Below are 22348 nucleotides of genomic sequence, written 5' to 3'. Positions count from 1 at the left end.
TATGAAACGAACTTGGACAATCGTAGCCGCGTTGGGCTTGGCCTCCGGCGCACTCGCCAATGACCATAGCGACGCAGCCGTCGAAGAGCGCGCGGATGTCATCGCCGCAGCCGATGCGTTCTTCGAAGCCCTGCGCGATCCAGACAAGACAGCGCTGGCTGACGAGCTCCTCGCTGAAGCCGTGATCTTCGTCCATGACCGGCGCGATCCCGACAACGCCCGCACGATGATCGTGCCGGCGGGGACGCATCTCGAAGCATGGCTCACCAGCGCGGCCGGGGTCGATGAATATATGAATTATGAAAGCGTGCTGATCGATGGCGACATGGCGCATGTCTGGGGCCCGTATGTGTTCCTGTTGAACGGCACACCGACCCATTGCGGCATCAACTCCATGAGCATGGTCAAGACCGAGGACGGGTGGAAAGTGGGCAATACCAGCTTCACCATGACTGCGGTTGAGGAATGCGCGACGCTCGGCGCGCCTGAGGTTCCTGCACAATGATGACAAAGCTGCTCATCGCCAACAGGGGCGAGATTGCCTGCCGCATAATTCGCACCGCGCGCGAAATGGGGATCGCCACCGTCGCGGTCTATTCTGATGCGGATGCCAAGGCGCTGCATGTGCGTTCAGCAGACGAGGCAGTGCATATCGGCCCCTCGCCCGCTGCGGAAAGCTATCTCGTCGGCGAGAAGATCATCGCGGCGGCGAAGGAAACCGGGGCGGAGGCGATCCATCCGGGTTACGGCTTCCTGTCGGAGAATGCGGGCTTTGCGCAGGCTGTTATCGACGCTGGCCTTATCTGGGTCGGCCCGAAGCCTTCGAGCATCGAAGCGATGGGCCTCAAGGACGCTGCCAAGAAACTGATGCGTGAAGCGGGTGTGCCTGTCACTCCCGGCTATGAGGGCGAGGACCAGTCGGTCGAGCGCCTCAAGCAAGAGGCCGACGCCATCGGCTATCCGGTGCTCATCAAGGCCGTGGCGGGCGGCGGCGGCAAGGGGATGCGCAAGGTCGATGCCGCAGCAGACTTCGAGGCGAGCCTCGAAAGCTGCAAACGCGAGGCCAAGGCGAGCTTCTCCAATGACGAAGTGCTGCTGGAAAAGTGGATCACTTCACCCCGCCATATCGAAGTGCAGGTGTTTGGCGACAGCCACGGCAACGTCGTCCACCTGTTCGAGCGCGACTGCTCATTGCAACGCCGCCACCAGAAAGTGATCGAGGAAGCCCCCGCCCCCGGCATGGACGAGGCGACCCGCGAAGAAATCTGCGCCGCCGCCGTGCGCGCCGCGAAAGCGGTGGACTATGAGGGCGCAGGCACGATTGAGTTTATCGCCGACGCCAGCGAAGGTCTGCGCGCCGACCGTATCTTCTTCATGGAAATGAACACGCGGCTTCAGGTGGAACATCCGGTGACCGAGGAGATCACGGGGGTGGACCTCGTCGAATGGCAGCTGCGGGTTGCCAGCGGCGAGCCGATCCCGCTGAAGCAGGACGAATTGAGCATCAATGGCTGGGCGATTGAGGCGCGGCTCTATGCAGAGGACCCGGCGAAGGGGTTTCTTCCGAGTACGGGGCGGTTGGAGCATTTCTATCTTCATGACGAAGAGCGTGTTGATACCGGGGTTGAGGAAGGTGATGAAATTTCGCCCTTTTATGACCCGATGATTGCGAAGGTCATCGTGCACTCAGGCGATCGCGACACTGCCCGCATTGACCTTATGCGGACACTCTCAAAGTCATTCGTCTCACCCGTCCGCACAAATGGCGGTTTTCTTTACGCTTGCCTTGGTAGCGAGGACTTCTCACAGGCCAATCTAACAACTGGTCTTATCGAGCAACTTGGAGAGCTGTTGATGCCGCCCGAGCAACCTAGCAAGGCTGCAACGGATCGCGCCGCATTAGCATTTCTCGAGGCAGACTTTGCCTTTGACGATTTGCCGGCAGTATTATTGCCTGAGGAACAACTAGGGTTTCGTCTCAATGGCTCAGCCAAACGAACGGTTGTACTATCTTCTCGCGGGCAGACTTTGATCGGCAATGCAGATCAAAATGTGGGAAGCTTCCGACTGGCGGGTCCTTTTCATTCTGCTATTTCAGACCAGAAGGTGATTGTGACCGAATTTGGTGAGGCCTTCTTGTTCGAAGCGCCACCGCGCTTTGAAATCGGAGTAGCCTCCGCCGCAGATGGCGCGATCCTCGCGCCGATGCCGGGCAAGGTCATCGCGGTCGACGTGGCCGAGGGCGATGCGGTCAATGCGGGCCAGCGCCTGATGGTGCTTGAAGCGATGAAGATGGAGCACGCGCTCACCGCGCCGTTTGACGGGACCGTCACGGAACTTGCGGCCTGCACCGGCGGGCAAGTGCAGGTCGAGGCGGTGCTCTGCGTCGTGGAGCCAGCATCTGATGAGTGAGCTAGCCCTCACCCGGGCCCGCCGCCAGCTTGGCAAATCGGGCATCGAAGTCAGCAGCCTGGCCTGGGGCATGTGGCGGCTGACAGAGACTTGCGAAAGCGCTTCCGATGTCGTCGCGCTTTCCAACACTGTGCTCAATGCCGGGATCACTTTCTTCGACACCGCGGACATTTACGGTTTCAACGGCACGGATGGTTTCGGCGATGCGGAGGCGCTGTTTGGTAAAGCGCTCGCTGAAGACACCTCGCTGCGCGGCCGCATTGTGCTCGCCAGCAAAGGCGGGATCATGCCGCCGCTGCCCTATGACCAGTCGCGCGAATATATGGACAGCGCGCTCAATGCCTCGCTCACCCGGCTTGGGGTCGAGCAGATCGATCTCTACCAGATCCATCGGCCCGATATCCTCACGCACCCGCAAGAGCTCGCAGGCTTTCTGGAAAGCGCCATCGCCAGCGGCAAGGTCCGCGCGATTGGCGTCTCGAACTTCACGCCTGCGCAGATCACGACGCTGAGCCGTTTCTTGGATACGCCGCTTGCCACCACGCAGCCGGAAATATCGCCGCTGCGGATCGATCCGTTTGACAATGGCGAGCTGGATCAGGCCATACGCATGGGGCTTACGCCGATGGCCTGGTCACCGCTCGGCGGCGGGCGCCTGATGCGCCCGGAAAGCGAGCGCGAACATGCCGTCGCCCGCGCGCTGGGCGCTGTCGCCGATGCCAAGGGGATCGATCGAGCTGTGGCTGCCTATAGCTGGCTGATGGCGCATCCGGCGGGGATCATTCCGATCATCGGCTCTCAGAATGCGACACGCATTGCCGAGGCGACTGAGGCGCTCCAGGTCCAATGGTCGCGCGCAGAATGGTATTCGGTCTTTGCGGCTTCAAGAGGCGCGCCATTGCCCTAATTTGCACTGACGTTGATTTGGATTGACGGGGCCACCTGCTCCCTCCACCCTTCCACCCGAATGCTACTCCGGAGTGATGATCCGGGTGGAAGGGTGGAGGGAGCGGGTGGCCATGGCCCGAAACAGATAAAATGAGCTGGGAACGCGAACTCGAAGAATTGCGCCAACGCGAAGCGCTTGCCGAGCAGATGGGCGGCGAAGCCAAGGTCGCGCGTCAGCATGGGCGCGGAAAAATGGATGCACGCGCGCGGCTTGCGGCGCTCACCGATGAAGGTTCGTTCCGAGAGATCGGCAAGATCGCGGGCAAGGGCCTGTATGACGAAAACGGCGATCTGACGGGCGTCACACCTGCCCCCTTCCTCTTCGGCAAAGCCACAATCAATGGCCGCCCGGTTGTCGCAACAGCAGACGATTTCACCATTCGCGGCGGGGCCGCCGATGCAGGCATCAGCCGCAAGATGGTGCAGGCCGAAAAGATGGCTCATGAGCTGAAACTGCCCATCATCCGCATGATCGACGGCACGGGCGGCGGCGGCTCGGTCAAGACACTCGAGCAGATCGGCGCAACTTACATCCCGGCTGTTCCGGGTTGGTCAGACGTGGTCAAAAACCTCGATAGCGTGCCGGTCGTGGCGTTGGCGCTTGGGCCGACGGCGGGGCTTGGCGCAGCGCGGACCGTGGCCAGTCATTACTCGATCATGGTGCGCGGGCTTTCCCAGATTTTCGCTGCCGGTCCTGCTGTCGTCGATGGTCTTGGTGAAAGCTACAAAGGCTCGGACAACCATCAGCAAGCGAAAGAGGACCTAGGCGGTTCGGACATTCACACGCGCAATGGCGTGGTCGATGACGAGGTTGCAAGCGAAGCAGAAGCCTTCGCCCGCGCGCGCCATTTCCTCAGCTTCATGCCGGAGCATGTCGGTCAGCATGCACGGCGGACCGAATGCGCAGACCCTGTTGACCGGCGCGAGGAGGCCTTGCTCAGCCTTGTCCCGCGCGACCCGAAACAGGTCTATTCGATGCGCCGCTGCCTTGAAATGGTGTTCGACCGAGGTAGCGTGTTCGAGATAGGCCAGATGTGGGGCCGGGCCTGCATCACAGCGCTGGCGAGGCTCGATGGATGGCCCGTGGCTGTGCTCGCGAGCGACCCGAGTTTCCTCGGCGGGTCGTGGGAGGCCAAGACCTCAGAAAAGGTCGAACGCTTCGTCAAACTCGCCGACCAGTTCCGCCTGCCCATCGTCCATCTGGTTGACAATCCGGGCTTCATGATCGGACGCGAAGCTGAAATGGCGGGCACCATCCGCTACGGCGTTCAGGCCATGAACGCGGTCTATAAGGCGAGCGTACCTCTAAGCTGCGTCGTGCTGCGCCGCGCCTATGGGATTGCGGGGAGCGCGATGAGCAATGCGGAGACTTTCCAGTACCGCTACTGCTGGCCTTCGGGCGATTGGGGCTCGCTCCCCATCGCAGGCGGGCTTGAAGTAGCTTACAAGTCCGAGCTGGAAGCCGCTGAAGATCCAGCTGCAGAACTGGAAGCGATCCGTGCGCGGCTCGACAAAGTCACTTCGCCTTTCCGCAGCGCCGAACGCTTCAACGTTGAAGACATTATCGACCCGCGCGACACGCGGCCCTTGCTGTGCGAATTCGCCGAACTTGCTTGGCGGCGTCTTCGTTCAGGAACCTAGCCTCTCAATATATCGTGCAGGATCATATACCGGCGTGCTTGGCTCGGTCGGCGGAAGAGCTTACCGCGTTCGCTGTAGAGCACCATGGCAAGCGCTGCGAGTGCGCAAGCGACCATGGCGAGACTAAGCGGCAGGGCAGTCCCGTCATAGGCTTGCCCAATCGCTGCGCCTAAAACGGCTCCAGTGATCATGCGTACGCTGGTCTGTGCGGACGAAGCGGCCCCGGCAATATGCTGGAATGGCTGCATCGCGATGGAGCTGAAATTCGCACCGACAAAGCCCAGTACTGTCATGTTGAGCGCGAGAAGCGGGACGAATTCCCACAAGGTTTGCTCGCCGTCCCATGCTGAAATCGCCATCAGACTGCTGATAATGAGAAAACCGATCACAGCCGAGTGACTGACGCGGCGCGCACCGAATTTTTCGACGATGCGCGAATTGGTAAAGCTCGCGACGACCATGCCGACAATGGAAGCTCCAAAGATCAGTGCGAAATAGTCGCCTGCGCCGAAGCTTTCGGCGATTAGCTGCTGGCTCGAATTGAGGAAGCCGAACAGCGAACCAAACACCAGAGCGGCACCAAGAACATAGCCAACCGACACCCGATTGGAGAGCGAGATGCCCATGTTCTTGAGGATTGTTTTTGGGTCGATATCCTGGACGTTCTCCTTCGTCAGCGATTCCGGCAAGCGGAACCACACCCACAGGCCAACCGCCAACCCCATGAACGCCATCATCAGGAAGATCGCGCGCCAGTCTGCCACCATCAGGATCAACTGACCGAGCGCGGGCGCGAAGATGGGCACAGCGAGGAAAATCATGATGATAAGGCTCATCATGCGCGCCATCTTGTCGCCCCCCACCCGGTCGCGCACAATCGCAGTGGGCACAACGCTCAACCCTGCGCATGTGATCCCCTGAGCAAGGCGGATCGCGATCAGTGTCCAGAATTCGGTGACCAGCGCGCAAGCAAGCGACAACACAACATAGCTGGCAAGCCCGAAGAACAGCACAGGGCGCCTGCCAAAGCGATCAGCGAAAGCGCCGGGAATGAACGCGCCAATTCCGGAACCGAGGAAGTAGGACACGATCACATATTGCCGTTCGTTTCCAGCACCGCCCAGCTCTTCGCCCATAATGCCGAGCGCAGGCAGCATGGAGTCGATACCGAACGCTTGCAGGCTCATGATCATAGCCATCAGAAAGATCAGCTCGCGCTGACTCAAAGTATCTGATGGGGCGGCTTTGGAAAGCATTCCGATGTCCTTGGGCGCGTTCTTGCAGTTTGCAAAGCGCGATCTGCTCGAGTTGCAACAGCGATTGATGGCGCGAGAGGTTCCCTCAAGCGCCGCCGCACTCTACTTTGTTCGCATGGCGAGTGACGCTTCTAATGATGATCACTCTCGCGATGAGCGGGATGCGGAGACCAATATGGGCCTACGCAAGATCATTCATATCGACATGGATGCGTTCTTCGCGAGCGTCGAGCAGCGCGACGATCCTGAGCTGCGCGGCAAGCCCGTCGCGGTCGGTGGATCAGGCGGACGCGGTGTGGTGGCCGCAGCCAGCTATGAAGCGCGCAAGTTCGGCGTGCGGAGCGCGATGCCTTCTGTCACAGCCAAAAGGCTTTGCCCGGATCTCATTTTCGTGCGGCACCGGTTTGACGCATATAAGGAAGCCAGCCGGACAATCCGCGCGATCTTCCACCATCATACCCCGCATGTAGAACCGCTGAGCCTAGATGAAGCTTATCTCGATGTGACGGACGATCTGCTCGGCATTGGTTCTGCAACACGGATCGCAGAGCTCATCCGGCAAGAGATACGCGCAAAGACCAAACTGACCGCAAGTGCGGGGGTAAGCTACAACAAATTCCTCGCAAAGATCGCGAGCGATCAGAACAAGCCTGACGGGATGTGCGTCATCCGCCCGGGTGAAGGCGCGGATTTCGTGGCCAAGCTTCCGGTGCGGCGCTTCCACGGTGTCGGCCCCAAGGCCGAAGAGAAGATGCACAGGCTTGGCATCGAGACAGGCGCAGATCTTGCCGCAAAAGATATAGACTTCCTGCGCCAGAACTTCGGCAGCTCAGCTGACTATCTCTATCGCGCTGCACGAGGCATCGACCTGCGGCCAGTGCGCGCACATCGGGAACGCAAGTCAGTCGGCGGGGAGCGCACATTCAGCGAAGATATCTCATCTGGCCCAGCGCTGCGCGAAACTCTCGACAACATCATCGACATAGTGTGGGACTCGATTGAGCGAACCGGCGCCAAGGGCCGGACCATAACCTTGAAGATGAAATACACCGACTTTCAGACGATAACGCGGTCCAAGTCACTTTCAGGCCCGGTTGATAGCAAGGCGACCTTCGCTCAGACGGCACATACTATTCTTGAAGAGACGCTGCCGCTCGCCATGCCGATCCGCCTGATGGGACTGACCTTGTCGAACTTGGAACGCGAGGGATCGAAGAATGACCCTCCAAAGGACACAGCGCAGCTTTCGCTGCTGTAGATCAGATCCGCAGGCTGCCGCGGTAATTGATCAGATATTCATCGACATAGATGCTGCGCCGATTGGGCAAACGATCAGGCGCGAACCATCCGGCTTCTTCGATCTCGCGCTCGTCAGAACGCGGTCGGCCTCTGGCAGAGCCTGCAAACACATGAACGACATTCGTCGCGCCATAGAGCATCTTGCGCGTTTCGCCGAGCGAACGCACGCCTTCCACTTGCAATCCCGTTTCTTCAACCACTTCGCGCGATGCCGCCGAGACGACATCCTCATGTTCGGCCACGCCGCCGCCGGGCCATTGCCACAAGCGCTTGCCATACGAAGGCCGCACCAGCAGCACTTCGCCCGCATCATTTTGCGCAATCATTGCGCAACCATGGATGGTCGGTCGAGTGATCCGCCAATAGTAAGTGCGCATCGTATGCGCGAGGCGGTAGAAGGCGCGGTGCATGGGTTTGGGCATCAAGCGAAGCATGTAACCGGCCTCCTGCTTTGTGCGATCGCAGCATGGAGGAAGCGCGCGATGGGCAAATCATGCTTGCGCTTAAGCGCGCCGTCAAAAACATCCCATTTGTCGTCCGCTCCGCCAAGCGTGAACAGCACATTGTCCGCATTGACGAGCGCGGGGATGGTCAGCGTAATGCGATCAAACGGCGCATGTGGCGGCAACGGGTCGGGGGTTAAGCGCCTTACTGGTTGAGGATCATCGACCTGCGGATCGGTATTCGGGAAGAGCGATGCAATGTGCCCGTCCGAGCCCATCCCGAGCCAGCTGACCGCAAAGCGCGGCGGCGCGCTGCCTTCGCTCAATGCGTGGACACGAGCACCGACCGGTTCGAATAGCGCGCGGATCTTGCCGGTATTGGACGCCTCGTGGTCCTCTGGCACTACACGGTCATCACCCGGCCATACATGCAGTCGCGCAAAATCAAGATCGCGCTTCACCATTTCTTCCATGATCGGAAACGGCGTCGAGCCTCCCGGCACACAAATCGCCACTTGAGCATCTGCACTTTGACCAAGCGCGTGCGAAAGCCTGTTCTCAAGCCAGTCAGCGACTTCCCCGGGCTTTGCGCGCAATACGATATCGGCCTGTATCATTGCGAGCTTGGTATCAAACCCGCGAGGCAAGGACAAAGCGGCCGAGCAACAAATACACCGCTATTTTCGGGTCTGTTTCGTCTTGGCGCAGCTTGGCTCAGGCGCCGATGTTCAGTCCAATCCAAAGGACCATTGCTGCAACTACCAAAGCAAGCACTGCCAGCGTCACGCGCAGGATGAGAGCGGCGCGCTTACCTAAGGCCTGCTGGGGGACGGACCATGCTGTCAACAGCATGGCGGCAGACCCTATTGATCCCCCAAAACCAGCTGGAATTGGATCTGCGATCATCGCAGCCCCTGCAAAGATGAGCAGCCGCGCCGGGTCCAATGCCTGCCTTGCGAGCAAGACCAAGAAGATTGCGCCTAACGAGCGCGTCGGTTCTTTAGCCAGTGTGAGTGAGCGATTTCCCAGCAGCATTGCTGCCGAGAGGGCGAGAACGCCTGCGATCAGGGCCGCCCGCTCTGCGCCAATCAACTGCTGCGCAAACCATGCGCCAGCCATAGCGGTAAAGGCACTCGTCAGGATCGCGCTAATCAGCGCGACCAGAAGCAAGCCGGAAGATCGCCCGAGTGACGTCGCCAGATGCGCGACCAGTTCGCGGGCTGTGCCGACCTGAGCAGCCCAAGCTGCGGCCAGAAAAACGCCAATCGCTATTTCCAACGAAGCGCCTTACGCAGCGTTCTCTGCCCAAGGGCCCTGGATCGCGAATGTCCGCGTTGGCGAATAGGCGTTTACAAACAGCCACTTGCCATCAGGCGAGAAGCACGCACCTGCAAGCTCTGTCTGCATGGTAAGACGCGCAAACACATAAGCTTTACCTTCGGGCGTGATCCCGATCAAACGATTGTCGACCACGTCCGTGTACTGGTCTTCGCAAACAATCAGCTGGCCATTGGGCGCCACACAGAGATTGTCGCCATAGTTGAACTGGTCCTTGTTCTCGCTTTCGAAGAACAGCTCCAGCATGTCGTCCGCGCCATTGCGGCCAGGCGTCAGGCGGAAGATCTGGCCAACCTTGGCAGCCCCACCGCTGGTTGAGCAAATGTAGACCTCGCCATCGCCCATATGCATGCCTTCACCGCGCGCAACGACAAGCGCGCCTTGCGCAGCACCTCGAGCGCGCAAGTCTTCATTGGGGCTTTCCGGATCGTCGAGATCGATCCAGCGCACCGCATGCTTCTCGCCAACTTTCATTGTTACGGCGTCCCAATTGCGGCTGTCTGTCGGTCCATCGACCAGCGCGAGCGCTTGCAGCTTGCCGCCCGCCGACAAGCGTCCTGCTTCGGCCGGGATGAAGCGATAGATCAGTCCGTCGCTCATATCTTCTGTCTCAAAGATATAGCCTGTCACAGGATCGACAGCAGCCGCCTCATGGTTGAAACGGCCCATGGCTTTCAGCGGCACTGGGTCCACCAGACCGTCTGCATCAGCTGGCACTTCAAATGCATAGCCGTGGTTCTTCAGCTCAAGCCCCCGCGAGCCTGGCTCTTCGCAACTGAGCCAAGTGCCCCACGGCGTTGTGCCGCCTGCACAATTGCGGATCGTGCCGGCAAGCGTGCGATGCTGTTTCTCGACCGCTAGCGTCTCCGCATCGAGGATGATGTTGGTCGTACCGCCAGCCATGACCTTGCCATCGGGCATTGTGTCATAGCCGGTGGTGACATCGCCGCCCATATCGTCCCAGGGCAGCAATTCGTGATTGCGGACGAGCGCAATTTTCCCATTACCCATATCGATGCAGCCCATGCCATCAGCTTTGTCCGGCACTGTTCCGCCGTCTGTCATCGCGTCGCCAAGGCTCGAAATGAGCCGGTAAGAAAAACCCTCTGGCAAATCGAGCATACCTGCAGGATCGGCCTTGAGCGGCCCGTAAACGTCAGCAGCCAGTATGGCGGGCGCTGCCGGTGCACTCGCAGTAGATTGCGGCGCGCGCACTGTGCAGCCGCTGGCAATCAAGGCAGCAAAAGCTGAGCCGGTGGCTCCAACGAAAGAGCGACGGTTCATCGCAGCAGGCATCAAAAACTCCGTATCATCCAATCCTGTCTTGCTATTGCGATAGCAAGATGAAGCAATGATGACACGGGTCAAATTCTCAAACCGTGTGCGAAAATTCTCAAACTGGCCTTGCTGGAGATCAGCGCGCGAGAAATCCGCTGATGGCAGCCGCAGCTATTGGCTCGTCAAGGATTGGCGCATGGCCGCGATCAGGCACTTCGACATAGGCCATATCGCCGTCCCGTCGCTTTGCCATTTGAATCACCGTTTCCGCAGTCAGGATATCGCTATGCGCGCCCCGGATCGAGAGGACCGGTATATCACGCAGAGCAGCCCACAGGCTCCACAGATCAGGCGGCACTGTCGCGGTGTCGTCCTCTGCCATCCCTTGAGAGATCGCGGGATCGTAAGCGAATTCGATCACGCCATTGGGCAGCTCCCGGCACGCGCGCTTCGCAAATGCCATCCAGTCATCGGGAGTGAAGCCAAGCAGCGCGCTGCCATTGATTGCTTCGCAGCGAGCAGCCGCATCTACCCAGTCTGCAATGGGCTCTGTAGGGCCGACATAGCCGCGTATACGCTCGAGGCCCTCTTCGGAGACTTCGGGCCCCACGTCATTCAGGACGATGCCATGAATGCGCTCAGGCGCTTGCGCGCCCATTACCATGGAGATGAGGCCGCCCATCGAAGTCCCGATGCAAACGACTCTATCGATCCCCAGCCCATCGAGCAGCGCCCACATGTCGGCCGCGTAAACGTCCGGTCGGTAGCTGGCTGGATCAAGATCGTAATCAGACCGTCCACGACCGCGCTGGTCGGGCACGATCATTCGCCTTGTTCCCGCTCCAAGCAACGCGATCAGCGGCTCGAAATCGGCTGAATTGCGCGTCAGCCCATGCATCATCAGCAGGGGTATCCGGTCCGCGCCAGCTTCATCTGCGGGGTAGTCGCGCGCGAACAGATCAAGCGTCCCGTCCGCGCTACGATAGAAATGCTCGCGGTAGAGCTTTGCCTCAGTCACCGCTCCGCCTCAAATCAGAAGCGGATTTCGCCCGTCACGAACACCCGCCGCGGATCGCCATAGAAGCCTGTCAGCGTACCATCCAAGCCCAGCGTCGACGTGAATGGAGCACCGCCCGTTCCGCCTGCGACGAAGTTGTAGCCGGCCACGATGTAACGCTTGTCGAACAGGTTCTTGCCGTGAATTCCGATAGAGAAGAAATCGCTGTCATCGGTGTACACAAGGCTCGCATCGACGAGCGCAAACCCGTCCTGATCGAGGAATTCATTCGGTACTTCGAACTGGCTCGCATCCGAGCGAAGCGACACAGAGCCGAGAAAATCGACCATCCCGCTGCCCGCCGGAATGCCGAGGTTGAAGCCCATATGCCCTGTCACGTCAGGCGTATTCTGGAACACTCGCTGGTCAGCCACATCGACACCAAAGGCATCGATGAAAGTGTTGAAGTCCGCGTCCAGAATGCCGAGCGACCAGTTGATCGAGAACCGGCTGCCGTCTCCTGCAAAGTCGCGTCCGACCAAGGCATTGCCTTCAAACTCGATGCCGTTCACGTCTGCGCTCGCCGCGTTGGACGTGATGCCGACAAAGCTTTCAAAAACGCCATCATTGTCGCTGTCGACGCCGACAGAGCCAGGGATCTGGACATCATTATAGTCGCTCTTGAAGATCGCGAGCGCGATATTCACGGCATTGTCGAGCAGCGATGCTTTCCAGCCGAGCTCGTAACTGTCGACCGTTTCAGGCGCAAAGCGCAGGAACTCGAACTCGTCGTCGAAATCGATATCGCCATCACCGTCGAGATCAGGCGCAGAGCTGGTCTGACCGCGCGGGTCAAAGCCGCCGCCTTTGAAGCCGCGTGAATAGGTGAAGTAGAAGTTGTGGTTCTCGTTTGGCTGGAAGCTGATCGAAGCACGCGGCGTAAATTCCTTGAAGGTCTCGCTGCCTTCGAAATCCGATGTGACCGCGATCGGAATGGCTGCGCTGTCCGGATCAAACAGATCGGAGAAGCCGCCGATGAATGTCGTACGCAGAACGCGGCTGGTGCGCTTGTCATTGGTGTAGCGGCCACCCAGCGAAATGCTCCACTGGTCCGAGATGTCATAAGTGAAGTCACCGAAGATCGACCAGGTCTCAGTCTCGACATCACCGAGCGTCTGCGCGTTCAGGCCCGGAAGACCAACAAATGGCAATGCGCCAGTGGTGAACAGCGCCACGTCAAAGGCTGTGAACGCGTTCGCATCGAGATAGTATGCGCCCAGCACGCCGGACAAACGGTCGCCTTCGTAGAGCAGCTGCAGCTCCTGGCTGAACTGGTCGTTTTCATAGATCGCCGGCACGTCAAGATCAGCCTCTGGCAGGCTGTCAAAGTCGATTGGTGTCGTAGACTTGTCTTCGCGATAGCCGGTGATCGATTTCAATGTTATCGTGTCACTAAGCTCAACTGCAATGTTGAGCGAGCCGCCATAGGCTTCAACTTCCTGATCGACGATATCGAGACCTGCGCGCGTGTCGTATGGATCATCAAGCACAGGCGCGCCGGTAAACAAGCCGGGGATCAAGCGGCCGCCTTGGCGCGCTTCGGAATTGTCCTTCACGTAATCGCCGGCAAGACGGACGAAGAGCGGGCCATTGTCGAACTCAAGCGTGCCGCGCGCAGCCCACACGTCCTTGTTGTAGTTCTCTGTGCCGAGCTCCAGATTGTCGCCAAAGCCGCCGCGCGAGAGTCGTGCGCCGCTCGCGCCAATGCGCAAGCTGTCACTGATTGGGGTCGAGGCGCTGATCACGAGGTCAGCCTGATCGTAGGAGCCATAGGTTCCGCGGATCTTGACCTGGGTTTCATCAGGCAAGCGCGCCGTCACATATTTGATGGCGCCGCCGATTGTATTGCGTCCATAGAGCGTACCTTGCGGACCGCGCAGAACCTCGATCCGTTCCACATCATAGACGTCGAGCACAGCGGCTTGTGGGCGGTTCAGATAGACGTCGTCGACATAAAGGCCAACGCCCGCTTCGAAGCCTGCGACGGGATCTTGCTGGCCCACGCCGCGAATAAAGGCGGTGAGCGTCGTGTTCGTGCCGCGGCTGACTTCCAAGGTGAGGTTAGGAACTTCCTGAGCCACTTCCGTGATTTCGAGCGTTCCGGAACGCTCCAACTGCTCAGCCGAAATCGCCGTGACTGCAATCGGCACATCGAGCGCGCGCTCTTCGCGGCGACGCGCAGTTACAACGATCACATTGCCTGCATCGTCATTGCTCGCTTCTTCGGAAGGAGCGCCATCCTGCGCCATCGCAGCTGTAGGTGCGATTGCGGCTGCCATCGCAAGACCAGCGGTACCAATCAGAAAACGCGCAGCATTACGCTGAGTGAAGTGTGCCAAGATCTCTCTCCTTCAAGACTTATTGCAAGCTCCATTATTGAAAGTTGAACCACCTTTCAAGTTTATTCTTGCGTGCGCCTGATCGACTTTGGTATTAGGGACCGTGACGAAGGGGACGCATGATCGATAATCCGGCACCGGTTTTGGACAAGACACCGCGCACTGAGCGCGGACGCAAGACTATGCGCAAGCTGCTCGATGCAGCTGCAGTCGAATTCGGTGAAAAAGGGTTTCACGCTGCATCCATCAGCTCGATCACCCGGCGTGCGGAAGTCGCACTCGGCACCTTCTACACCTATTTCGACAGCAAGGATGCGCTGTTCCAAGCGCTGGTCAAGGACATGAGCGGCCAAGTGGCAAGCGGCGCTGCATCAGCGGTCGCAGAGCTAAAGACACGCGGCCAGCCTAGCGCGCTCGATATCGAAGAAACCGCTCTTGCCAGCTTCCTTGCTTTTGCGGCTGAACATAAGGAAATCTATCGCATCATCGACGAATCCGAATTCGTCGACCCCGCGGCCTATCGCGCTCACTACGAAGGCACAGCAGCGCGTATTCTTGAGCGCTTGCAGGCAGGTGCTGCGAAAGGTGAATTGCGTGATGATGTGGATGAAGCTCATGCCTGGGCGCTGATGGGCATGAACGTCTTTCTGGGCCTGCGCTATGCGGTGTGGAGCGAAAGCACTGACGAAGAAAAGGTGGCTGGCCTTGCCCGTTCCATACTTGAACGAGGATTGGCCAAGCCACCTTCCTGACGTCTGAGGATTGCGCCTCAGAACGAATATTTCGTTGATACCTGTACCTTCTGTAGATTGCCGGAGCGGCCATCTTCCAGCGTGCGCTGCGCGTACATGAACTCAATCCCGATATCGAGCGGTGCGACCGGCGAGAAGATGATATTCGCAAGCGCGTTCCAGCTCTCATCCGTCACTTGATTGCTTGTCAGCAAGACCGGATTGTCCGCCTTGAAATAGGATGCACCCAGCGTTGAGCGGACCTTGTCGCTCCAGAAATGGCGATAAGCGGCAAAGCCTGAATAGGTGAAGATCGGATCGAGATCTCCCGTCGTCACATCAATCGCGGCATCATTGACGATGTTGAGACCGATATACCGGCCCAATCCATCGCCAGCCGTTGCCATGAAGCGCAAATCGTCTTTGCTACCCAGCTTGAGCTTGCCTGACAGGCTCAGGCCGTAACCCATTGCGCTGTCATTGCCGGTTCCGAAATCGTCATCGCGAACCCGCAGGCTGCGCAGGATCCCGGCAGCCGAAATGGAGCCCCAATCTCCAGCAAAATTGTAGCGGGCGACAACGTCAGGGAGCGCGTCGTCGCCCGCCAGGACCCGGCCACCAGAGGGAGAGGTTACGGTGGTCTCAGGTTGTTCGACGGCGATCTGCAGACCGCCTTTTGTGTAACGGATCATCGGCTGGCGCTCGAACACTGTGCCGGGTGTCGTGCCGATAAAGTCGAGGCTTTCAGGCAGCGCGCCTACATTCTGGAATGTCGACCAGGCCTGCCCGAACAGCCAATTGTCATAGGTGATGAAGGCTTGCCGCAGACGTGGCTGATAGCTGTTGGAGATGCGTTCATCTCCTCCCGGCGTAACCATGAAATCGAGTTCGATTTGTGAATTAAGCGTGTGCTCTGCGCCGACATCGGTAGCGGTTTTGAAGATCAGCCGCGATTGCCGCGCGCTGAAATCGGTATCGAAACCAGAGCCTTCACCACCCACAGGGATCGCTCCCGGGATAAGGAAATCGCGCACGATGCTACCCGTGCCGACTTGACCGCCACTGGTGCGCTGAGAAATCGCATCGACTTTGACATAGCCAGCATAGGCGATTGTCGTGTTCCCAACGCGGAAACCCTTGTCTTCTTGCTTCTTAGGCTCAGAGATTTGCTCTGCCAGCTCTGCCTGACGCGCCTGCAGCGCGCGAGTTTCCGCCATGGCAAGCTCTGCAGCTGCGGCATTCTCGGCTTTTGTAGTGTCCATCTCGCCCTGTTGAGCATCCATCCGCTCAATCAGAGCGCCAACCATCGCTTCCAATCGGTCAAGCCGATCTTCAATGCTGGCCTCAGCCGCTGCGTCCTGCGCAATCGCAGGCGTTGCCAACAAGCAGCTCGCTGCGAGCAAGCCAGCACGAAACAAGGGTCGCATAGTCGCCTTTGTCATGTCATGTATCCCCATCCCGGTTATTGTTGAGGCAAACATGACCGAGGCTGTGTTGAACGCACAGCTAGCGGATAGTCGTAAGACCTTTGTCTCAAAGAACTTGGACGCAGAAGAGGAGTAGTAAAGATGGGTGACAGGAGGACTCGAACCATGAATGGCACCGTCAACGACTTCGTAATTCGTCCAGAGCAAAACCGCGCAACGCACTGCATTTCAGAGCAGTACGACGCGATGTACCGGCAGTCAGTCGAAGACCCGGACACGTTCTGGCTGGAACAAGCGAAGCGCCTGGACTGGTTTAAACAGCCGACGAAAGGCGGTGCTTGGTCGTTCGATCCGGTCGACATCAAATGGTATGCCGATGGCGTCCTCAACCTTTGCTACAACGCAGTAGACCGCCACGTTGAAGCGGGCCGAGGCGATAACACTGCGCTGATTTTCGAACCTGATGATCCAAACTCGCCGGGTCGCACTCTCACCTATGCCGAGTTGCACAAAGAGGTTGTGCGCATGGCGAATGCCCTGAAAGCCATGGGCGTCAAGAAAGGTGACCGCGTCACGCTCTACATGCCGATGGTGATCGAAGGTGTGACAGCCATGCTCGCCTGTGCGCGCATCGGCGCCATTCACTCAGTCGTATTCGGCGGCTTCTCTCCTGAAGCACTCGCGGGACGGATTGAAGATTGCGAAAGCCGTTTCGTGATCACCGCAGATGAAGGCTTGCGCGGATCCAAGCGCGTACCGCTCAAAGCCAACGTCGATGCAGCGCTCGCGCTGCCAGGCATCGAGGTCGATGCTGTCCTTGTGGTGAAGCACACCGGCGGCGATGTCGCGATGGTAGGCGGCCGCGATCACTGGTTTACCGATGTTGCTTCGGACGCAGACGTCCCCTGCGAGCAGATGAGCGCTGAAGATCCGCTGTTCATCCTCTACACGTCAGGCTCGACCGGAAAACCAAAAGGCGTGCTGCACACAACAGGCGGCTATGGTGTGTGGACAGCGACCACATTCAACTACGTGTTCGATTATCAGCCGGGCGAGATCTACTGGTGTACTGCCGATATCGGCTGGGTCACTGGCCACAGCTATATCGTTTACGGTCCGCTGATGAATGGCGCGACGAGTGTCGTGTTTGAAGGCGTGCCCAATTATCCTGACCATGGCCGGTTCTGGGATGTGGTCGACAAGCACAAGGTCAATATTCTCTACACCGCACCCACCGCGATCCGCGCTTTGATGCGCGAAGGTGATAGCCATGTGACAAGCCGCGACCGGTCCTCGCTGCGCTTGCTCGGCAGTGTGGGCGAGCCGATCAATCCGGAAGCATGGCGCTGGTATTTCGACGTTGTCGGCAATGGCAACTGCCCAATCGTCGACACTTGGTGGCAGACGGAGACCGGTGGCGTGATGATCACGACCCTCCCCGCTGCCCATGACATGAAACCGGGCAGCGCTGGCAAGCCATTCTTCGGTATTCAGCCGCAACTGGTCGACAATGATGGCGGCGTGCTGGACGGCGCAAACGAAGGCAATCTGTGCATCACAGGCAGTTGGCCCGGTCAGGCGCGCAGCGTCTATGGCGATCACGAGCGCTTCATCCAGACCTATTTCAGCACATACACAGGCAAGTACTTCACCGGCGACGGATGCAAGCGCGACGAAGACGGATACTACTGGATTACCGGCCGCGTGGACGATGTTATCAACGTCTCAGGCCACCGCATGGGCACCGCGGAAGTTGAAAGCGCGCTTGTGCTGCATGACTTGGTCGCAGAGGCCGCCGTCGTGGGCTATCCGCACGACATCAAGGGTCAGGGCATTTATTGCTATGTGACTTTGAATGCGGGCGAGGAAGGCTCTGATGAGCTCTACACAGAGCTGCGCAATCACGTGCGCAAGGAAATCGGCCCGATCGCATCGCCTGACCATATCCAGTTCACCGATGGCCTGCCTAAGACACGCTCTGGCAAGATCATGCGGCGTATTCTCAGGAAAATTGCAGAGAACGATTACGGCTCGCTGGGTGATACGTCCACGCTTGCTGACCCCAGCCTGGTTGATCGCCTTATCGAAGGTCGCCAGAACCGCTGAGGATACGCTTGGAGGGAGCTTGCTGAGCCATGGCACAACGCATCGTTATCGCTGACGACCACCCCTTATTTCGCACGGCGCTTAGCCATGCGGTGACAAAGGTTTGGCCTGAAGCGGAGGTGGTGGAAGCAGGCTCAGCAAGCGCCGCCCGAACAGAGCTGGAAGCTGGATTGCCAGAATGCTTGCTGCTCGATCTTCACATGGAAGATTCCAACGGTTTGTCGGTGCTGATGGATTTGCGGCAGGACTTCCCTGCGCTTCCCATCGTGATTGTGTCTGCAAGCGAGGAGCCGCGCGTATATGCTGCTGCAAGCCAGCTAGGTGCCGCCGCATTTATTCCGAAGTCCGCTAGTCTTGACGCCATGCGCGAAGCACTTACCGCAGTGGGTGAAGGCGATAACTGGTTTCCCGAAACCGACGCCGAAGCGGACGACGATCTGGCCGCAATGGCTAGCCTGACGCCCGCCCAGCGCCGTATCCTCAGCCAGATGAAAGCAGGCCTCCTGAACAAGCAGATCGCTTACGAGCTCGATATCAGCGAAGCGACAGTCAAAGCGCATATCACAGCGATTTTCCGAAAGCTTGGCGTAGTCAGCCGCACGCAGGCCGTGCTGCTGGCGACCAAGCTCGACGTCGATCAGCCTGCGGCGGATTCCGCTCCGGCTTGATCGCTTGCTTTTCCTGCTGATTGGCGGGATTTGCTCGCGGCATCGGCGATAAGCGCGCGCAAAGCCGCAGGGGAAGATGGTTTCAGCAAACGATTGGCATCCATACGTTTGGCAGCTTCTGCGGTTTCATCCCCACTCTCGGCGGTCAGCAGGATAGACGCGGGATACGCATCCCAGTTTTCACACAGCGCCAGGAAGACGCTATCGCCGCGCGCGTCACCGTCCAAGCGGTAGTCCATGATGGCAACGTCGGGTGCTTGAGGGCAAGCTTCCAAGGCTTCTGCCTTACTGCCTGCGCACACGACCTCAAGACCCCATTTCCCGAGGAGCGCCGCCGTCGCAGAAAGGGCGGCGGGGTCATTGTCAACAACGAGCACACGCGCCTCGGTGAGGTGTGAGGATCTTCGCTTGGCAGACTTGACGGCCTTGCGCCGCTCCCATCGCGCAACAGGTACGTGCAAGGCGAAGCAACTGCCCTGCCCTAGAACAGACGATGTTTCGACATGCACTTGCAGCAAGGCTGATATCCGCCGAACGATTGCAAGCCCCAAGCCAAGGCCTTCGCGATCCGTTGCAGAGGCGCGCTGGAATTCATCGAAGATTGTTGCGACCTCATGGTCCGCAATTCCGCGGCCCGTGTCGTAGACGCAAATCCGAGAGTCTCCATCCTTGCGGCGAACCCCGAGCAGCACGCCACCTTTGTCGGTGTACCGTATCGCATTGCTCAAGAGATTGCGCAGCACGCTCGTCAGCAGAGCGCGGTCTGTCTCGATCCATGCGCTTGTAGGGACACGCCGCAAACGCAAGCCTTTTGCTGTCGCTTGCACGCCCAGTTCGCGCACAAGCTCGTCGAACACTTCGTCAAGCGCGAAGCTCTCTATTTTCGGCTCGATACCCCCGCCGTCCAGCTTCGAGATATCAAGCAAAGCGCGGATCAACCGGTCAGCCGAAGTAATCGAACCATCGAGGTCCTTGACCAACCGCGTCAAGTGTTCGCGATCGCGCACTTCCTCGCCTAGCGCAGAGGCAAACAGCCGCGCTGCATTCAGCGGCTGGATCAAGTCATGACTTGCCGCAGCGAGAAACCGCGTCTTGGACTGTGTTGCAGCCTCCAGCGCTTCGTTTGCTTCGCTAAGCTGAGCCGTGCGTTCTTCCACCTTTTCCTGAAGCACTTGCTCGGCCCGGCGATCCGCAGTGACGTCATTGTAAGACGTCACATAGCCGCCGCCTGGCGCGGGATTGCCAATGATCTGCAGGATTCGTCCGTCATGCTGCTCGGTCTCGATCCGGTGTTCACGTCCAGCGCGCATATGCTCGAGCCGTCGCGCCACTTGCTGCTCGATCTCCGCATCGCTCATCCCCGTGCGTTGCATATTGTAGCGGATCAGGTCTTCGATCGGTGTGCCGACTGTTGCCATCTGATCGCTGAGGCCGAACATCTCCTGGTAGCGACTGTTCCAAGCAACTAATTTCATGTCTGCATCGACCAGTGCGACGCCCTGATCGATGTTTTCAATCGCGATCTGAAGCAAATCGCCGCTGAAGGAGAGGCGTTTGCTCGTCTCATCGAACATCGCCATGACTTCCGCGAGCGGCACTGGATCGCCTTGGGACCAGCTTGCAACTAGCATGCGGGCGGAGGATGCCCCGACAACGCCGGCGATTGTGCGTTCAGCCATGGAGAGCAGTTCGTCGTCGGCTGGATCGCTGTTGCGATAAAGCTCAGGCATACCCGCAATCGCTGCGTCGGCGCGGCTCCGTCCGATCAATTGGGCCAGCAGCAAGCGAATGTCAGCGACACGCATTTGCGTAACGCGCGCCGGCACACTTCCGGGTGTCGGCACGCCGACAAAGGCAGCAGCTTGTGATGCGTCAAGCAAGCTTTGACGGCCGATATTGGAGCCGAGCCAATAGCACGCGACATTTGCGCCAAGGCTCAGCATCACGCCAGAGACCAGCGGGTCGGGATGGATCGCAAAGGGAGGCTGTGTGCCGGTCGCGGCCGGAATAATCAGCAACATCAGCCAGAGGATGAAACCGGCGACGAGGCCTGCGATCATACCGCTGCGCGTCCCCGCTTTCGACAGCATTCCGAGCACAAGTCCGGGGGCAAACTGCGCCATCGCGGCAAAGGCGAGCGTGCCAAGGCCTGCAAGGCTCGTAACCGCTCCGAAACCGAGATAGAACAGGTAAGCAAAGAACAGCAGCGCGCCGATAACCAACCGCCGCATGGTCAACAATTGCTGCGCGAGGCGGGCTCTGTCCCCTCCCCCTTGCAGCGTCTTGCGGAAGAACAGCGGCGCGAGAAGATCGTTCGTGATCATCGTCGACAAAGCCACGCTTGCAACAACGATCATGCCCGTTGAAGCAGAAAAGCCGCCTACGAAAACCAGCAAAGCAAGCGCATTGCTGTCCATTGCGAGCGGCAAGGCCATAACGATGCTGTCAGGGCTCGTGCCTTGCGGCAAGGCAACCAACCCTCCGAGCACAATCGGTATGATGACGATAGAAGTCAGGACAAGGTATCCCGGGAATACCCACCGCATCGGCGCGCTCGCCCGTTCGCTTTGCGCTTCCACGAACGTCATGTGGAATTGGCGCGGCAGGCATAGCGCTGCGCAGGCTGCAATCAATGTGAGGACAGCAAAGCGGGCATCAAACTGTGCAGGTGTGAACACTTGCGGAACCTCTGGCGCGCCTTCGCCGCTCATGACGATCAGGGCGAGTATGGCGACAGCGATCAATGCAACAAGCTTCACCACCGCTTCTACAGCAATCGTCAGGACAAGCCCCGCATTGTTGCCCGCTCGCTCACCTCTGCTGGAGCCGAACAGAATGGCGAAAAGCGCCATTAGTCCAGCAACCAATAGGACGAGCTCGTCCAAGGCAACACTGCTTTCAAGCGATGGATCAATCAGGAGCAGCGAAGAGCCGACTGACTGCAATTGCAGCGCCATATAGGGAAGGGAACCAATCGTAGCGATTATCGTGACGAGCGCCGCGACACTCGCGCTCTTGCCATAGCGCGCTGACAGGAAGTCCGCGATTGAAGTGGAATGCTGCGCCTTTGCGGTTGCAAGAATGCGCCGCACGAGGCTGAAACCCACTGTAAACACGAGGATCGGACCAAGGTAGATCGGCAGGAAATGCCAGCCATCGCTCGCTGCGCTGCCAACCCCGCCAAAGAACGTCCAGCTGGTACAATACACAGCCAGGCTGAGGCCATACACCCAGCCCTGAGCGGATCTGCTTTCCAGCTGTCCAGTGCCCTCTTCGTGCTGGCGGTCGCGGCGCGCAGCGAGCCAGAACAGAAACGCCAAATAGATAGTCGCTGCCGCAATTGCGGCCCCGAACAGCATAATCCTCTCCCTCTCCCGAGGAGGAAGCTATCAATTCTGCTCGATC

17 protein-coding genes are annotated in these 22348 nt (G+C 59.0%); 8 read left to right on the top strand and 9 right to left on the bottom strand.

Annotated elements, in window-relative coordinates; translation table 11 throughout:
• The first annotated feature begins 1 nt into the window (after position 1).
• The 4 genes from HUO12_RS13550 (at position 2) to HUO12_RS13535 (ending at position 5001) form a co-directional block, all read left to right on the top strand.
• Positions 2-505 (top strand): hypothetical protein, encoded by a 504-nt coding sequence (locus tag HUO12_RS13550; RefSeq protein ID WP_176274093.1) that lies wholly within the window; start codon positions 2-4, stop codon positions 503-505.
• A complete protein-coding gene (locus tag HUO12_RS13545; RefSeq protein WP_176274092.1) occupies positions 502-2412 on the top strand; it encodes an acetyl/propionyl/methylcrotonyl-CoA carboxylase subunit alpha in 1911 nt (636 codons plus the stop codon). The genes HUO12_RS13550 and HUO12_RS13545 overlap by 4 nt, the downstream gene beginning before the upstream one ends.
• The gene (locus HUO12_RS13540; protein ID WP_176274091.1) at positions 2405-3319 is read left to right on the top strand and encodes an aldo/keto reductase; all 915 of its coding nucleotides are present in this window, start codon (positions 2405-2407) and stop codon (positions 3317-3319) included. The genes HUO12_RS13545 and HUO12_RS13540 overlap by 8 nt, the downstream gene beginning before the upstream one ends.
• 131 nt (positions 3320-3450) lie before the next feature.
• A complete protein-coding gene (locus tag HUO12_RS13535; RefSeq protein WP_176274090.1) occupies positions 3451-5001 on the top strand; it encodes an acyl-CoA carboxylase subunit beta in 1551 nt (516 codons plus the stop codon).
• Here the strand turns inward: HUO12_RS13535 and HUO12_RS13530 are convergent.
• On the bottom strand, positions 4998-6257 hold the full coding sequence (locus HUO12_RS13530; protein ID WP_176274089.1) for a multidrug effflux MFS transporter: 1260 nt from the start codon (positions 6255-6257) through the stop codon (positions 4998-5000). The two genes, HUO12_RS13535 and HUO12_RS13530, sit on opposite strands and share 4 nt — an antisense overlap.
• A 115-nt stretch (positions 6258-6372) precedes the next feature.
• Here HUO12_RS13530 and dinB point away from each other — a divergent pair, with 115 nt between their 5' ends.
• Positions 6373-7515 carry a DNA polymerase IV gene (dinB, locus tag HUO12_RS13525; RefSeq protein WP_176274471.1) on the top strand — a complete coding sequence of 381 codons (1143 nt, stop codon included), beginning with the start codon at positions 6373-6375 and terminating at the stop codon, positions 7513-7515.
• Position 7516: 1 nt separating this feature from the next.
• Here the strand turns inward: dinB and HUO12_RS13520 are convergent, their stop codons facing one another.
• From HUO12_RS13520 to HUO12_RS13495, 6 genes are all read right to left on the bottom strand, one after another.
• Positions 7517-7990, bottom strand: coding sequence for an NUDIX hydrolase (locus HUO12_RS13520; RefSeq protein WP_176274088.1), 474 nt, complete (start codon positions 7988-7990; stop codon positions 7517-7519).
• Positions 7978-8616, bottom strand: coding sequence for a 6-phosphogluconolactonase (locus HUO12_RS13515; protein ID WP_176274087.1), 639 nt, complete (start codon positions 8614-8616; stop codon positions 7978-7980). Before HUO12_RS13515 ends, HUO12_RS13520 begins: the two co-directional genes overlap by 13 nt.
• A gap of 97 nt (positions 8617-8713) precedes the next feature.
• A complete protein-coding gene (locus HUO12_RS13510) occupies positions 8714-9277 on the bottom strand; it encodes a hypothetical protein (protein ID WP_176274086.1) in 564 nt (187 codons plus the stop codon).
• Between the two features lie 9 nt (positions 9278-9286).
• The gene (locus HUO12_RS13505; RefSeq protein ID WP_217905201.1) at positions 9287-10633 is read right to left on the bottom strand and encodes an alkaline phosphatase PhoX; all 1347 of its coding nucleotides are present in this window, start codon (positions 10631-10633) and stop codon (positions 9287-9289) included.
• 118 nt (positions 10634-10751) lie between these two features.
• Entirely contained in the window at positions 10752-11633 is an 882-nt protein-coding gene (locus HUO12_RS13500) for an alpha/beta fold hydrolase (protein WP_176274085.1), read from the bottom strand.
• Between the two features lie 14 nt (positions 11634-11647).
• Positions 11648-13951 (bottom strand): TonB-dependent receptor, encoded by a 2304-nt coding sequence (locus HUO12_RS13495; protein ID WP_176274469.1) that lies wholly within the window; start codon positions 13949-13951, stop codon positions 11648-11650.
• A 179-nt stretch (positions 13952-14130) separates the two neighbouring features.
• Between HUO12_RS13495 and HUO12_RS13490 the strand changes: the two genes are divergently transcribed.
• Entirely contained in the window at positions 14131-14763 is a 633-nt protein-coding gene (locus HUO12_RS13490; RefSeq protein WP_176274084.1) for a TetR/AcrR family transcriptional regulator, read from the top strand.
• A 17-nt stretch (positions 14764-14780) separates the two neighbouring features.
• Here the strand turns inward: HUO12_RS13490 and HUO12_RS13485 are convergent, their stop codons facing one another.
• Complete coding sequence (locus HUO12_RS13485) at positions 14781-16184, bottom strand: DcaP family trimeric outer membrane transporter (protein ID WP_232367401.1); 1404 nt, start codon at positions 16182-16184, stop codon at positions 14781-14783.
• Positions 16185-16334: 150 nt separating this feature from the next.
• Between HUO12_RS13485 and acs the strand changes: the two genes are divergently transcribed.
• Both acs and HUO12_RS13475 read left to right on the top strand, forming a co-directional pair.
• Positions 16335-18275, top strand: a complete 1941-nt coding sequence (gene acs / locus HUO12_RS13480) for an acetate--CoA ligase (protein WP_176274083.1) — start codon at positions 16335-16337, stop codon at positions 18273-18275.
• 29 nt (positions 18276-18304) lie between these two features.
• Positions 18305-18943, top strand: coding sequence for a response regulator transcription factor (locus tag HUO12_RS13475; RefSeq protein ID WP_176274082.1), 639 nt, complete (start codon positions 18305-18307; stop codon positions 18941-18943).
• On the opposite strand, the gene HUO12_RS13470 is transcribed toward HUO12_RS13475, so the two are convergent.
• A complete protein-coding gene (locus tag HUO12_RS13470) occupies positions 18913-22302 on the bottom strand; it encodes a hybrid sensor histidine kinase/response regulator (RefSeq protein WP_176274081.1) in 3390 nt (1129 codons plus the stop codon). The two genes, HUO12_RS13475 and HUO12_RS13470, sit on opposite strands and share 31 nt — an antisense overlap.
• Positions 22303-22348: the final 46 nt, after the last annotated feature.

It is taken from the genome of Altererythrobacter lutimaris (assembly GCF_013371495.1).
GTDB classification, from domain to species: Bacteria; Pseudomonadota; Alphaproteobacteria; order Sphingomonadales; family Sphingomonadaceae; genus Erythrobacter; species Erythrobacter lutimaris_A.
This window is presented reverse-complemented; position numbering and strand designations above follow the sequence as displayed.

What these genes read in the sequence shown, in the direction of transcription:
- HUO12_RS13520 (WP_176274088.1), bottom strand. Translation starts at nt 7,990, where the DNA reads ATGCTTCGCTTGATGCCCAAACCCATGCACCGCGCCTTCTACCGCCTC.
- HUO12_RS13540 (WP_176274091.1), top strand. Translation starts at nt 2,405, where the DNA reads ATGAGTGAGCTAGCCCTCACCCGGGCCCGCCGCCAGCTTGGCAAATCG.
- HUO12_RS13485 (WP_232367401.1), bottom strand. Translation starts at nt 16,184, where the DNA reads ATGACAAAGGCGACTATGCGACCCTTGTTTCGTGCTGGCTTGCTCGCA.
- HUO12_RS13545 (WP_176274092.1), top strand. Translation starts at nt 502, where the DNA reads ATGATGACAAAGCTGCTCATCGCCAACAGGGGCGAGATTGCCTGCCGC.
- HUO12_RS13550 (WP_176274093.1), top strand. Translation starts at nt 2, where the DNA reads ATGAAACGAACTTGGACAATCGTAGCCGCGTTGGGCTTGGCCTCCGGC.
- HUO12_RS13535 (WP_176274090.1), top strand. Translation starts at nt 3,451, where the DNA reads ATGAGCTGGGAACGCGAACTCGAAGAATTGCGCCAACGCGAAGCGCTT.
- HUO12_RS13505 (WP_217905201.1), bottom strand. Translation starts at nt 10,633, where the DNA reads ATGCCTGCTGCGATGAACCGTCGCTCTTTCGTTGGAGCCACCGGCTCA.
- HUO12_RS13490 (WP_176274084.1), top strand. Translation starts at nt 14,131, where the DNA reads ATGATCGATAATCCGGCACCGGTTTTGGACAAGACACCGCGCACTGAG.
- dinB (WP_176274471.1), top strand. Translation starts at nt 6,373, where the DNA reads ATGGCGAGTGACGCTTCTAATGATGATCACTCTCGCGATGAGCGGGAT.
- HUO12_RS13495 (WP_176274469.1), bottom strand. Translation starts at nt 13,951, where the DNA reads ATGGCAGCCGCAATCGCACCTACAGCTGCGATGGCGCAGGATGGCGCT.
- HUO12_RS13530 (WP_176274089.1), bottom strand. Translation starts at nt 6,257, where the DNA reads ATGCTTTCCAAAGCCGCCCCATCAGATACTTTGAGTCAGCGCGAGCTG.
- HUO12_RS13515 (WP_176274087.1), bottom strand. Translation starts at nt 8,616, where the DNA reads ATGATACAGGCCGATATCGTATTGCGCGCAAAGCCCGGGGAAGTCGCT.
- HUO12_RS13470 (WP_176274081.1), bottom strand. Translation starts at nt 22,302, where the DNA reads ATGCTGTTCGGGGCCGCAATTGCGGCAGCGACTATCTATTTGGCGTTT.
- acs (WP_176274083.1), top strand. Translation starts at nt 16,335, where the DNA reads ATGAATGGCACCGTCAACGACTTCGTAATTCGTCCAGAGCAAAACCGC.
- HUO12_RS13475 (WP_176274082.1), top strand. Translation starts at nt 18,305, where the DNA reads ATGGCACAACGCATCGTTATCGCTGACGACCACCCCTTATTTCGCACG.